This window comes from Planosporangium thailandense (assembly GCF_011947195.1).
Lineage (GTDB): Bacteria > Actinomycetota > Actinomycetes > Mycobacteriales > Micromonosporaceae > Planosporangium > Planosporangium thailandense.
In genome coordinates this window covers 15,803-28,284 of record NZ_JAATVY010000047.1, presented here as the reverse complement: position 1 = coordinate 28,284, position 12,482 = coordinate 15,803, and the positions used below count along the sequence as shown (strand labels likewise).

Annotated in this window: 12 protein-coding genes; 5 read left to right on the top strand and 7 right to left on the bottom strand. The window is 70.1% G+C overall.

The window, feature by feature from the left end:
* Positions 1-12: 12 nt before the first annotated feature.
* The 4 genes from HC031_RS31285 to HC031_RS31270 form a co-directional block, all read right to left on the bottom strand.
* A complete protein-coding gene (locus HC031_RS31285; protein ID WP_167929068.1) occupies positions 13-453 on the bottom strand; it encodes a hypothetical protein in 441 nt (146 codons plus the stop codon).
* Between the two features lie 108 nt (positions 454-561).
* The gene (locus tag HC031_RS31280) at positions 562-1,398 is read right to left on the bottom strand and encodes an SCO4651 family lipoprotein (RefSeq protein WP_167929067.1); all 837 of its coding nucleotides are present in this window, start codon (positions 1,396-1,398) and stop codon (positions 562-564) included.
* A gap of 167 nt (positions 1,399-1,565) precedes the next feature.
* Positions 1,566-2,528, bottom strand: coding sequence for a TIGR03557 family F420-dependent LLM class oxidoreductase (locus HC031_RS31275; RefSeq protein ID WP_167929066.1), 963 nt, complete (start codon positions 2,526-2,528; stop codon positions 1,566-1,568).
* Positions 2,529-2,662: 134 nt separating this feature from the next.
* Entirely contained in the window at positions 2,663-3,427 is a 765-nt protein-coding gene (locus tag HC031_RS31270; RefSeq protein ID WP_167929065.1) for an SDR family oxidoreductase, read from the bottom strand.
* A 99-nt stretch (positions 3,428-3,526) separates the two neighbouring features.
* Between HC031_RS31270 and HC031_RS31265 the strand changes: the two genes are divergently transcribed.
* From HC031_RS31265 to HC031_RS31255, 3 genes are all read left to right on the top strand, one after another.
* Entirely contained in the window at positions 3,527-4,384 is an 858-nt protein-coding gene (locus HC031_RS31265; protein ID WP_167929064.1) for a helix-turn-helix transcriptional regulator, read from the top strand.
* 138 nt (positions 4,385-4,522) lie between these two features.
* Positions 4,523-6,553 (top strand): substrate-binding domain-containing protein, encoded by a 2,031-nt coding sequence (locus tag HC031_RS31260; RefSeq protein WP_167929063.1) that lies wholly within the window; start codon positions 4,523-4,525, stop codon positions 6,551-6,553.
* A 4-nt stretch (positions 6,554-6,557) separates the two neighbouring features.
* Positions 6,558-7,898, top strand: a complete 1,341-nt coding sequence (locus HC031_RS31255; RefSeq protein ID WP_167929062.1) for an extracellular solute-binding protein — start codon at positions 6,558-6,560, stop codon at positions 7,896-7,898.
* A 35-nt stretch (positions 7,899-7,933) separates the two neighbouring features.
* On the opposite strand, the gene HC031_RS31250 is transcribed toward HC031_RS31255, so the two are convergent.
* Entirely contained in the window at positions 7,934-8,701 is a 768-nt protein-coding gene (locus HC031_RS31250) for an alpha/beta hydrolase-fold protein (RefSeq protein ID WP_167929061.1), read from the bottom strand.
* Between the two features lie 39 nt (positions 8,702-8,740).
* Entirely contained in the window at positions 8,741-9,742 is a 1,002-nt protein-coding gene (locus HC031_RS31245) for an aldo/keto reductase (RefSeq protein WP_205863479.1), read from the bottom strand.
* Positions 9,743-9,934: 192 nt separating this feature from the next.
* On the opposite strand from HC031_RS31245, the gene HC031_RS31240 reads away from it, so the two are divergent.
* Positions 9,935-11,305: an amino acid permease gene (locus tag HC031_RS31240; protein ID WP_167929059.1), complete on the top strand. Its 1,371-nt coding sequence runs from the start codon at positions 9,935-9,937 to the stop codon at positions 11,303-11,305.
* Between the two features lie 3 nt (positions 11,306-11,308).
* Here HC031_RS31240 and HC031_RS31235 read toward each other — a convergent pair whose 3' ends face one another.
* The gene (locus tag HC031_RS31235) at positions 11,309-11,767 is read right to left on the bottom strand and encodes a nuclear transport factor 2 family protein (protein WP_167929058.1); all 459 of its coding nucleotides are present in this window, start codon (positions 11,765-11,767) and stop codon (positions 11,309-11,311) included.
* Between the two features lie 99 nt (positions 11,768-11,866).
* Between HC031_RS31235 and HC031_RS31230 the strand changes: the two genes are divergently transcribed.
* Positions 11,867-12,445, top strand: a complete 579-nt coding sequence (locus HC031_RS31230; protein ID WP_167929057.1) for a TetR family transcriptional regulator — start codon at positions 11,867-11,869, stop codon at positions 12,443-12,445.
* Positions 12,446-12,482 lie beyond the last annotated feature (37 nt).

Genomic DNA, 12,482 nt, shown 5'->3' with positions numbered 1-12,482 from the left:
ATCCTGCGGCTGCTACGGGCCGTCAGCCCGTTCGGCCTCGGTCCACTCGCGGAACCGCTCGGCCACCGCAAGCAACGCGTCGCGGAAGCTCCCGGCGCCGGTGTCGGCGACGTCGCGCAGCCAGAACCCGCCCCGCCCGCCCCAGCGGATCTCCGCGATCTGCCGCAGCGCCGCTGGGCTGTACACCAGCCGCACCCGCCAATTCGTGAGGTGCTTGGCCGGAACGTGCACTGTGGAGAAACGCGAGGACTTGCGCACCTGCCCGACCACGGTGACGGTCTCATAGCCCATCCCATCAAAGCCGTCGACCACGTAGACCTTCGCACCGGGCCGGAACAGCTTGAGCCCGCGCCGCCGCTCGGCGCCGCCGGGACCGTACGGGCGCTCGTCCACCACGTTGGCCACGATGGACCAGACCGGCCGCACCTCCACCGCCGTGTCCAGATCAGTCACGGCGACGAATGCTAGGGCGTTCGGATCGAATGTGGTAGCGCGTTTACGGCGGCGCCGCCGATGGCTGTACGAGCCGTCGACAGCGCCGCGTACGCGATCCGGGTCCGGTCAGTTGCCGGTCGTCAGGCTGGAGAGGTTTTTCATGAGATCGTCGAAGTCGACGGTGTCCGACGGCGGCGGCGCGACCACCGATACGGGTTTGCCGTAGTCGGTGTAGTCGGCGGTGACGTCGGTGGTACCCATCACGCTGTGGACCCGGCGGGGCTGGTACTTGTCGTCCACCCACAGGTCGATCTTGACCTGGGTGACGCCCTGCGCCGACAGCTGCTGCTCCACGGTCGAGCGGGTCGTGGTGTCCAGCTGGCCGAGGTACTTGGCGATCGGAGCGGTCCCAGCATAGTGGACCGTCTGCACCCCGCCGACCTTCTCCCGGCCGACCGCCGTGACGGCGCCGCTGTCCAGCAGCGTGCGCACCTGCTTGCTCGGGTCCATGTCTTCGAACTGCTTGGCCATGGCGCCACCGTTCGCGCCGACCTTGGACAGGTCCATCTTCATCCAGCTCTTGCCGTTCAGCCCGTCGCGGTCGCCCGCCGGGATCTGCACGTAGAAGACCGAGCCGAGCATCCGTACCGTGGTCTCACCCATCGTGTCGACGGTGGTGGTGATCTCCGCCTGCGGCTGCGAACCGAACGCGACCACACCGTGCCCGTCGATCTTCTTACCGGCAGCGGTACCGGTCATGCTCACCGCCACCGAGGTCGCCTTGCTGGTCTTGTCCACCACCTTGCGTACCGTGCCGGTGACGTCCTTGACCATGAGCGCAAGAACGTCCGACTGCTGGTTCTGTGCAGACGAGGAGGCCGTCTGCTTGGGCCCGCATCCCGCGGTCAGCGCGAGGGCACCCACCGCAACGGCGGCCGTCGTGAACGTCGTGAATCTCCGCACGTGTCAATCCTTCGATCTGTTTCCGGGACACCGCACGGTAGCGCAGTCGATCAACCCCCGCTGTCGCATACACGGCTGTTGTGATCGGACGCGCGGCTGCCCGTCACCTCGCCGGTGCGTGGGCGGGCCGCGTGGACGGGTCGGTCGACGTGGTCGGGAGGGTTCGGCTATGCCGGCACGCGCAGCTGCGTGGACAGCCGGGTTTCGTAGAAGTCGAGGAACCCGTCGGGATCCGGGCCGGCGTTCTGCAGCACCAGCCGGTCGAAGCCCGCGTCGGCGTACCGCTGCACCGCGCGCACGAACGCCTCCGGGTCGGGACCGACGGCGAACTGCTTGCGGATGTCGTCGGCGGTGACGGTGGCCGAGGCGGCCTCGAAGTTGACCGGGTTGGGCAGCTCGCTCATCACTTTCCAACCGGTGACCGCCCACCGGCTGGTCTTCAGCACCGCCTGAACCGCCTGCTCCTCGTCGGGGGCCCAGGCCACCGGGACCTCCGCGTACCGGGGTCCGGATCCGCCCGCACGCCGGTACGCCTCGACGATCTCGGACTTCGGCTCGGTGGCGAACAGCCCGTCGCCGAATTCGGCGGCGAGCTTCGCCGCGACCGGCCCACCGGCGGCGACCGCGATCAGCGGTGGGGTGTCGGGCAGATCCCACACCCGGGCGTCCTCCAGCCGCAGGTGCTTACCCTCGTAGGAGTGGTACCCGCCGGACCACAGCAGCCTGATGATCTCCAGCGCCTCGCGCAGCCGCTCGTGCCGTCCCCGCACGTTGTTGGGGAAATCCTCGCCGATGATGTGCTCGTTGAGCCGCTCTCCGGCGCCGACGCCGAGGGTGAACCGGCCGTCGGAGACGATCGCCAGGGTCGCGGCGGCCTGCGCGATGATCGCCGGGTGGTAGCGCACGGTCGGGCAGGTCACCCCGGTCGCCAGCCCGATCCGCTCGGTACGCGCCGCGATCGAGCCCAGCACGGTCCACGCGAACGGCGAGTGGCCCTGCACGTCCAGCCACGGGTGGAAGTGATCGCTGATCTCCACGAAGTCGAATCCGACCTGCTCGGCGCGTACCGCTTGGTGGATGAGCTCCTTCGGCCCGAACGCCTCGGCGGCGAGCTTGTACCCGATCTGCATGGCGGTCCCTCCCTGTCCGACCAGCCTCACGGATCGGTGCCCGGAACGGGGACGGGCAAACGTGGCGGGACGCGATGCGTCGATCCGACGGCGGCGGTACACCGCGCCGGGCCGCCCGCGCAGGCCGACCGGGACTACCGCCCGTGGGGGTCGGACGCGTTGAGTACCTCGACCACGTGGTCGTAGTCGCCGCGCGCCTCGCCGTAGCGCAGGAACTTGACCCGCTCGACCTGGATCTCCTTGGCGGCAGGCTGTGACTCCAGGAGCGCGACGACCTCCGCCACGAACTCATCGAGGGGCATCGCGAACTCGCTGTTCTCCTGGCCGGGCAGCAGCGAGGTGCGCACGGCCGGCGGCTCGAGCTCCACGATCTTCACGGTGGTGTCAGCCAACTGCAGCCGGATCGACTCGCTGAGCATGTGGATCGCGGCCTTCGACGCGTTGTAGCTCGGCGTGACCTTGAGCGGCGCGAACGCGAGCCCCGAGGAGACGGTGACGACGGTGGCGTCCGGCTGCGCCTGCAGATGCTCGATGAACGCGGCGATGAGACGGATCGGACCGAGCACGTTGGTTGTGATCACCTCCTCCGCGGAGGCGAGGAAGGACGCGGGCCGGTGCCAGTCCTCGATACGCATGATGCCGGCCATCGCGACGACGACGTTGAGGTCCGGGTGCTTTGCCAGCACCTCCTTCGCGGCGGAGGTGATGCTGGCGCCGTCCGTCGTGTCGATCTGCACGGTGTCGATGGCAGGGTGCTCTGCGGCGATCTGCTCGAGCAGCCCGACCCGCCGGCCACCGACGATCACGGTGTTGCCCCTGGCCTGCAGCTCGACGGCGAGGGCGAGGCCGATGCCGCTGGTGGCACCGGGGATGAAGACGGTGTTTCCGGAAATGTTCATGTCTCGAGTCTGGTCGGCCGGCCCGGGTTGGTGCAGAGATCGCTCATCGGGGGATCCGCGGTCCCTGGTTCGTGCCCGGGGCGAACGGATAATGGGATCATGGACCGTGCGGCACTGGCGGCTTTCCTGCGCGTTCGCCGGGAGGCGTTGCAGCCTGCTGATGTCGGGCTTCCCGCCGGCGGCGCCCGCCGCCGGGCCCCGGGGCTCAGGCGGGAGGAGGTCGCTGCCCTGGCAGCGATGTCGACCGACTACTACACACGGCTTGAGCAGCAGCGCGGGCCGCAGCCGAGCGAGCAGATGCTCGCGTCGCTCGCCCGGGCCCTGCGGCTGACGAGCGGTGAACGCGACTACCTGTTCCGGGTGGCGGGACGCAACGCTCCCTCGTTCGTGTCGGCCACGAGGCATGTCGCCCCGGCGTTGCTGCGGGTACTGGACCGCCTCGACGACACCCCGGCGCTCATCCTGTCCAACCTGGGCGAGACGCTCGTGCAGAACCGGATGGCCGAGGCCCTGTTCGGCGACAGGTCCCGCTACACGGGGCTCGCCCGCAGCGAGATCTACCGTTGGTTCACCGATCCCTCCGAGCGGCTGCGCTACCCGGAGAGTGACCGTGACCGGCAAAGCCGGGCCCAGGTCGCGAACCTGCGCGCCGCCTACGGGTCGATGGGCCCGCGGTCGCGCGCCGGCGAGCTCGTGCGGGCGCTGCAGAAGGCGAGCGCGGAGTTCGCCGAACTGTGGGAACGGCACGAGGTCGCCAAGCGCTTCTCCGACCACAAGACGCTCATCCACCCCGAACTCGGCGCGATCGAGCTCGACTGCCAGGTGTTGTTCACTGAGGACCAGTCCCAGGCGCTGCTCGTGCTCACCGCTCCCCCGGGCACCGAAAGCTACGACAAGCTGCGGCTGCTCGGCGTACCGGGACATGCGCGCTTCCCCGCCGACGCACAGCCGCGCTGACCGCCGCGTCACGGCACCTTTGCGCGTTATCGCAAGGAGAGCCGAGTCGATGTCCGGACACTTGTCGGGACACCTCGGTTTTCACGGCAGCTGCCATAATGACCGGGCATCACGGGTTCTGTGAGAGGAACCGTCCCGGTGGAAGACGACCGCTCGCCCGGCATCGAGGGCCGGGAGGACAGAGCCGAGGAAGCGAGCGTCTTCGTCCTCGTCGCCGTGCTGGCGGGAGGGCTGTTTCTGGAACAGTCCGATCTCGACCCCTGGATGAAGTTGGTCGGTGCGCTCGTCGATGCGGCGTTCACCGTCATCGGCGTGCGCCGGCTGCGCTTGCGGGCGGAGCGGGTTCTGCGCCTTGCGGGCCGGAAGATCAATCCGTGGGTGCGGCGACACTGGCGCCGCTGGCTGACCCTCCCGTTTCCCGGCGGGGTCCCCTTCTGGCAGCGGGCCCTCGGCGCCACCCTCACCGTGGCCCTCGTCGCCGTCGTGGCGGTCAGATCACAACGGACCGATCTCGCCGCCTTCACCGGCTGCCCAGAGCCGTCCGAGGTACGCATCCTCACCTCGACCGACAGCCAGCAGTGGGCCCAGGGTGTGTTCAGCGCCTATGCGCGCTCGACGGCCACGGGCACCCGCCCCGGGGGCGGCGGGGCCGATGACCGGTGCCCGACGGTGCACCCGCTCGTCTACTCGGCCCCGACAAAGCTGGTGGCAAGCGCGCTGGCCGCCGGCTGGACCACCAGCGCCGACCAGAATCCGGTGCGCGACATCGGCCCGCGGCCCGATCTCTGGCTTCCGGACGCCTCCGTGGACGTCGGCGCCGTACTGGCGCTGGCGCGCAAGTCCGGCTACGACCTTCCCGTACCCACCGTTGTCGCCGGCCAGGATGGTCGAGTCGACGTCGCGCCCGGCTCGATCGCCTCGATCGGATCCTCCCCGATCGTCATCGCGGGCCGCACTCCCCCATCCGGCCCCGCCCAGAGCACGCTGTCCTGGTCTCAGGCGTTGGCGACGGCGTTCGACGCCGGCACCGGCATCGTGGCTCCCGACCCCGACAACTCCACGACCGGCCTGTTCGCGACAGTCAGCTACCTGCTCGGCGAGCACGAGCTGGTGGGGCCGGCGCAGGCGCGGCGGCGGGTCCAGATCGTCACGGACTCCACGGCCATCCCCGGGGCGGACAGCGTGGCGACGCTCTGCCAGGCCGGTCACGACGCGGAGGCTACGGTCGTCATCACCAGCGACCAGCTGTGGCGCCTGTACAGCGCCGCGGGCGCCCTCGGCAGCTCCTGCGCCGGTGGCCGCCCGGACTTCGCGGCCTGGTCGGCGGCCCGACCCGGTGACGGGCCGGTGCTGGACCACCCGCTCGTAGAACCGACCTGGACCTGGAACGACCCGACACAGCGGGCCGCCGCGCAGAGCATCCGCAACTGGCTGAGCGACCCCCAGGGTCGGGACGCGCTGGCGAAGGTCGACCTCGGCCCGCCCGTGGACTGCCTCGCGACGGCCCCGACGTTCGTGTCCACCCGCTGCCTGCGGGTCGACCCGCAGGCAGCGGTGCGGTTGTACGAGGCGGCCAAGGCCCCGGGGCGGGTCCTGATGGCGATGGACGCGTCGGGCTCGATGGACGATCCGGTCGGGACGGCCGGTGGCTCCCGGTTCACCGTGGCGGGCGCCGGCTTCGCCCAGGCCCTCGGGCAGATCGGGGCGCAGGACGAACTGGGTCTGTGGACCTTCCCGGGTGGAGCCGGGCCGTACCGGCAACTGCTGGGCATCGGCGCCGGCACCCCCGCGCACCGGGGCGCCGCCGTGGACGCCTTGCGCAGCGTCAAGCCCGCCGGTGACACCCCGCTCTACCGGACCATCGTCGACGGCCTGCGCGCCGTCGCGGGTTCCGACACCGGCAGCCGGACCACGGCGCTGGTGGTGCTGACCGACGGGCAGGACACCAGCAGTGGCATGACCCTCCAGCAGACCCGGGACACGGTCGAGGCGCTCAACAAGGCGACGGGCGTGCGGCTGTTCGTCGTCGCGATCGGAGAAGCCGCCTGCGAGGGGGCCCAGGGACTGAGCGCACTCACCGACGGCCACGGCGGTTGCCTCGACGCCGACCTGGATCACATCTCCGGCACCATGGCACAGCTTTTCGAAAGTCTGTGGAAGGGGCAATGACACCATGTCGCAGGAGACGCCACCGCCGCGCCGGCACTGGTTGCGGCGCCTCTACCCGTACGCCGTCGGATTCCTCGGCGGCATCCTCGTGCTGGTACTCATCGACAGCGTACGCGGAATCCTCGACCACTCGCGGGCCCTGGAACCCGGCGATCTCGTCGTCCTCAGCGGCACGGACACGAGTACGGGGGCGCAGCGGCAGCACCTGCTGGACCGGTGGAACGCCGACCACCCCCGCAACCAGGCCCGCCTGGAGGAACTGCCGAACTCGGCGGACCTCCAGCACAGCGGGCTGGTCAGCCAGGCGCAGCGCAACGACGGCCGGGTCGACGTGTACAACCTCGACGTCACCTGGATCCCGGAGTTCGCCGCAGCCGGATACATCCGCCCTTTCGGCTCGACCGATACGAACGGTTTCCTGCCTCAACCGTTGGCGTCCTGCGAATTCGACCACAAGCTGTGGGCACTGCCCTTCAACACCGACGCGGGCCTGCTCTACTACCGCACCGACGTGCTCGGCAAGGGCGGTGAGCGGATTCCCGCCCAGCTACCGCCGTCACCCGAGGACATGCGACAGATCGCCAGCCAGCCGCCCGCGACCGGCGCACCGGGGATCCAGGCCGGGTACGTGACCCAACTCCGGAGCTACGAAGGGCTCACCGTCAACGCGCTGGAGGCCATCTGGGCGGCCGGGGGCGAGGTGGTCTCGCCCGACGGCCGGATCGTGCTGGACCCGGATCAGGCTGCGCGGGCGCTCGAGCCGCTGGCCCAGGGCTCGACGGCAGGACCGGGACAGAAGCCGGGGCTGCTGGCCGAGTCGGAACAGGACGACGAGAAGCAGACAGCGATCGCCTTCGCATCCGGCACGGTCACGATGATGCGCAACTGGCCGGTCTGGTACGGCAACCTCAAACACCGGCCCGATCAGGCATCGACCAGCGGGTTCGACATCACGGCACACTTCAACGTGAAACCGCTCCGCCACAGTGTCCTGGGCGGTCAGGACCTCGCCATCGCCACCGGCACCACGAAACCCAAGGCCGCCAAGGCCCTGATCGAGTTTCTCACCAATCCGGCGAACGAGCGGACCCTGTTCGGCGACGGCGGTCTGCCCGCGACCCGCGCCGACGCGTACCGCGACTCCGGTGTCGTGGCCAAGCAGCCGTACGCCCCGGTCCTGCTCGAAGCCCTGAAAGACGCCCGACCCCGCCCGGTCACGACCCACTATCCGCTGTTCAGCGACACGTTCCAGGACATCATCAACCAGGCGCTGCACAACAACGGCAAGCTACCGGCCGACGCCGCGCGCCGGCTGGCCAACGCCCTCGCCGGCCGGATCCAGTGATCCTTCGCGGGAAGCGAGGAGCTGACCGCACAGGTTCAGGACGGTGTACCGGGAAGCCACGCGAGAATCTTCTGGATCTCGGCGTCCCAGAAACCCCACTCGTGTTCGCCGGGTCGGAAGTCGACCGTCACACGCGCGCCCGCCTTCTGGGCGGCCTCGACGAAGGCCCGGTTGCTGTCGAGGAGCACGTCCTCGGTACCGCAGCTGATGTACATGGGCGGCAGCGTGTCCGCGTCGGCCGAGCCCAGCAGCGCGAAAAGGTCGTTGTCCGGCCCCGGGACACCTCCGAAGACCCGGTCGCACAGCTCACCGCGCTCGGGGCGGCGGGCCATGGCTACGACGTCGAGCGCGCCCGACATGCTCGCCACCGCAGCGAACCGGGACGGTTCCCGGAGCGCCCATTTCAGTGCGCCGTAGCCGCCCATCGACAGTCCCGCCACGAACGTGTCTTCCCGCCGGTCGGAGACCCGAAAGAACGAGGAGACCAGGTGCGGCAACTCCTGGGCGAGAAACGTCCAGTACCGGTGGCCATGTACCTCGTCGGCGTAGAAGCTGCGATGCACCGCAGGCATGACCACAGCCAGCCCCCGCGCGGCGGCGTACCGCTCGATGGAGGTCCAACGCTGCCATGCGGTGTGGTCGTCGGACAGCCCGTGGAGAAGGTACAGAACGGGTACCTGGCCCACCTCGCCGGCGACCCCGGTCACGCCGATCTGACTGCGGGCCCGCTGCGGCAGCAACACGGTCATCGAGGTGCTCACCTCGAGAACTTCCGAGAAGAAGTCGCATTCGATCAGAGCCACGCCAGCATCATGCCAGCGAGCGCGCGGCCCGGTCGATCCCTACGCCAGGTGCGGGCCGAGCAACGTCAGATCCGCCGGGGAGAGCCGGTCGCGGGCCGTCTTGGCCTGATGCCAGTACGGGTACAGCAGCGGTGGCGCGCTCACCTCGTCGAGCCGGCGCCGCTCGTCGTCGTCGAGCCGCAGGTCGGCGGCGGCCAGGTTGTCGGCGAGCTGCGCGCTGGTCCGCGCGCCCACGATCACCGACGTCACGGCCGGTCGGCCCAGCAGCCACGCGAGCGCCACCTGCGCCGCCGAGCCGCCCCGCGACTCACCGATCGAGACCAGCACCTCGACGGTGTCGTAGAGCTTGTCCCGGTCGTAGACGGGAGGCTCGTCCCAGTCGGTGAGCTGGCGGGAGCCCTCCGGCGCCTGGCGGTCCCGGCGGTACTTGCCCGACAGCAGCCCACCGGCGAGCGGGCTCCACACGAGCACGCCGAGCCCCTGGTCGACGGCGGCCGGCACCAGCTCGTACTCGGCGTCTCGGGCCTGCAGCGAGTAGTAGATCTGCTCGCTGACGAACTGCGGCAGGCCGGTACGCTCGGCGGTGCCGAGCGCCTTCATGAGTTGCCAGCCGGCGAAGTTGGACACGCCGACGTAGCGCACCTTGCCGGCGCGTACCAGCAGGTCCAACGCTTCGAGGGTCTCTTCGAGCGGGGTCAGCCCGTCCCACTCGTGCAGCTGGTACAGGTCGATGTGGTCGGTCCGCAACCGGCGCAGGCTGGCCTCACAGCCCCGGACGACATGGTGCCGGGAAAGGCCGGCGTCGTTGGGTCCGGGCCCCACCGGGAAACGGACCTTGGTCGCGAGCAGTACGTCGTCGCGACGGCCGCTGAGCACTTCGCCGAGGATCTCCTCCGAGGCGCCCTCGGAATAGACGTCGGCGGTGTCGACGAGGTTGATCCCGGCGTCCAGGCACATGCCGATCTGCCGGCGCGCCTCGTCGACATCGGTCGAGCCGACCTTGGCGAAGTCGCCCTTGCCACCGAAGGTCATCGTGCCCATCGTGAGGACGGATACCTGAAGGCCGCATCGGCCGAGCGAGCGATACTCCACGGCCCTCACCTACCCGGTCCCCTGAGGGTCAACCCGTCGACCGACGGCTACCGGTTCGCGGACGTCTCGGCCTCGGCTCAACATCGCAGGTTTCGGGTCTGCATTCGGGGTAACCGATGCCTGGCGACGAGGAGGTGCCCGGTGGCTGGTACGACGACGGTGAACCGTCCCGCGACGACGGCGGCGCGGGGCTCGATCGGTCTGGTGTCCTGCGTGGCGTTCGCGGTGGGCACCATGGTGGGCGCCGGGGTGTTCGTGCTGTCCGGGCTGGCGGTGGGCCGGGCGGGACCGGCCGCGATGATCTCGTTCGTGCTGGCCGGGGTGCTGGTGCTGCTGTCGGCGCTGTCGTTCGCGGTGGTGGCGAGCCTGGCCCCGCCGGGCGGCTCCGGCTACGCGTACGTGTCGACCGCACTGGGCCGCCGGTTCGGGTTCCTCACCTCGTGGGCGTTCTACCTCGGCGGCGTCATCGGGGTGGCGTTCGTGCTCAACGCGTTCGGCAGCTACCTGCACGACTTCTTCTGGTCGGCCGCGCCGCCGCTGCTGCTGGCCATCGCGGCGGTCGTCGTGGTGGCGCTGCTCAACCTCGGTCCCGCCAGCGCCATCGGGCGGGCCGAGACCGCCCTGGTCGCGGTCAAGGTGGCGATCCTGCTGCTGCTGATCGTGTTCGCGTTCGTCCACATCGGGCGCGCGCACATCACCCCGTTCGCCCCGCACGGCGCCATGTCGGTGGTGGCCACCAGCGGCCTGCTCTTCATCGCCTACCTCGGCTTCAACGTGGTGACCAACATGGCCGGCGACGTCGACCGGCCGCAACGCACCGTGCCGCTGGCGATCCTGATCAGCATGGGCATCGTGGCCGTCATCTACGTCGGCGTCGTGCTCGCCCTGCTCACCGGCCAGATCACCAGCTACGACGAGGCGAGCGTGGGCATCGCCGCCCGGCACCTCATCGGCGCCTGGGGCGGTGTGCTCATCCCGATCGGGGCGCTGGTGTCGACGCTGTCGGCGGCCAACGCCAACGTCCTCGGGTCATCAGAGATCATGGTCCGGCTGGCCGCGCAACGACAGGTACCCACCGTGGCGGGCCGGCTGTGGCACGGCCACCCCGTCGTCAGCGTCCTCGTCGGCGCGGTCGTGTCGATCGTGCTGCTACTCACCGGCGGGATCCAGGTCATCGTGGCGCTGGGCAACGTCGCCGCGATCGTGGCGATGGTCCTGGTCAACGCCGCCGCGTTCCGCGCCCAGCGGGACCGCGACGCTGGCGGGATCCGGCTCCCGCTCGGCCCGGTGCTGCCCGCGCTCGGTCTGCTCGCCGCGCTGGTCCAGCTCGTGTTCATCGGCTGGTGGCAGACGCTGATCGGGCTCGCCCTCGTCGTCGCCGGGCTCGGCCTGCACGCCCTGCGCGGACACCACCACCCCGAGCAGCACCGGCGCATCAGCGACCAGCTCGCCCGCAACGCCGGTCCGGCCGGCCGGGCGCTGCGTCGCCACGTGCCGACCACCGGCTCGTAGCTCTTACCGGACGGGCAGCAGGACCTCCCGCTCGGAGTCGGGCCGTGGACCGAAGATGCGACGATCACTCTCGGCAATCGCCACGTCGTTGATGCTGGCTTCGCGTCGGGACATCAGTCCGTTCTCGGCGAACTCCCACAGCTCGTTGCCGTAACTGCGCCACCACTGGCCCGACCGGTCGCGACACTCGTACTGGAAACGCACCGCGATCCGGTTGCCGCGGAAGGCCCACAGCTCCTTGCGTAACGCGTAGTCCAACTCGCGCTCCCACTTCTCGGTCAGGAACGCCACGATCGCCTCCCGGCCGGTGATGAACCGGTCGCGGTTACGCCACACCGAGTCCTCGGTGTAGGCCAACGACACCCGCCTGGGATCACGGGTGTTCCACGCGTCCTCCGCCGCCTGCACCTTCTGCAGGGCGGTCTGCTCATCAAACGGCGGAAAGGGTGGTCTCCCGGTCATCGCGTTCTCCTCGTCGTCACCGCGCAATGCAGAACGGTCGTTCTGCGCCTCTTCCGGTATCCTAGAACGGTCGTTCTGGTCAGGGAAATCGGAGATGACGTGGATCACGAGGAAGCGTCGCGACGGCTGCTGGACGCCGCCGAGCAGCTGTACTACGCCCGCGGCATCCAGTCCGTCGGGATGGACGAGGTGCGCGACACCGCCGGTGTCTCACTCGCCCGGCTCTACCGGCTCTTCCCCTCCAAGCAGCACCTCGTGGCCGCCTATCTGCGCCGCCGCGACGAACGCTGGCGCGCAAGCCTGGCTCGCTACGTCAGCGAGCGGGCCGTCGAGCACGGCGCCGACCGGCGTGGGCGGCTCCTTTCCGTGTTCGACTGGCTGGCGGAGTGGTTTCGCGAACCGGACTTCCGGGGGTGCGCTTTCGCCAACGCCTTCGGCGAGCTCGGCGCCGGCTCCGGCCCGGTCGCCGACGCTGTCCGTGAGCACAAAGCCCTGGTCCGCCGGTACCTCGTCGAGCTCGCCGACGACCCGCCCCGGGCCGACTCCACCGAGATCGCCGACCAACTGCTGCTCCTGCTCGAAGGCGCCACCACCACCGCGGCGATCACCGGATCTCCGGATCCGGCTCGCACCGCGCGCGCGGCCGCGGCGGCGCTCCTGGCCGCCAAGCCGGCGTGACGACGCGGCAGGACGCCCCGCACGGGTGAGACGGCAC